This window comes from Arenibacter lacus (assembly GCF_008711145.1).
Lineage (GTDB): Bacteria > Bacteroidota > Bacteroidia > Flavobacteriales > Flavobacteriaceae > Arenibacter > Arenibacter amylolyticus.
This window is the reverse complement of record NZ_VVIN01000226.1, coordinates 1-623: the sequence shown is the minus strand read 5'-3', so window position 1 is coordinate 623 and position 623 is coordinate 1. Positions and strand designations below refer to the sequence as shown.

General features: G+C 41.1%; 1 protein-coding gene. It reads right to left on the bottom strand.

Annotated elements, in window-relative coordinates; all coding sequences use genetic code 11:
- Positions 1-193 precede the first annotated feature (193 nt).
- Positions 194-623: 4'-phosphopantetheinyl transferase family protein (locus tag F1E73_RS17275; RefSeq protein ID WP_150452695.1), on the bottom strand; the 430-nt coding region annotated here is incomplete at its 5' end.

Here is a 623-nt window from a genome sequence, read left to right as displayed (position 1 = left end):
CCAGCTCTAGCACAATAAGATGGGTGGGGATATCTCGATATTGAGAAAAGAGCCAATCAAAAATAAGCTCCATATCTATGTCGGTAAAGTGGAACAATTACGGGGTCTTTCATCCCTGTATAGCAATTGACATTAAGCAGACCACCCCAAAAGACCGAGGCAGCAAAAGGGGCATTTAGTTGGTAGCGGTCCATTATTCTTGGGTTTTTATGGCATATACACAGGTATATCCTTCAAATTCCAAGAAATTAATATCATAATTGGAAGATTTCCCCTTATATATAATGCTTCCAGTAGTTTGTGAATCGGAGAGGGAAAAGTCTGTAATATCCATATGGTGCAGGAAACTTATTCCCTTTTGGGCGCAAATTTTATAGAGGGACTCCTTGGCACCCCATACAATGGTGAGTTTTCTGATTAAGGCATCGGGGTTGGCCACCGTTTTATACTCCTCCAAAGGGGTATATTTACTGGCAATTTTAAGGATCTTATCCCGTTGCATTTCTATATCGATACCAACTTCTAACCGGTCCGAAACTATGATCCCTGTAAAGTTGTGGGAATGGGTGATAGAGATAAAACGCCCATCCTTTAAGTGGGGCTTTCCAACCTCATCGTAATAT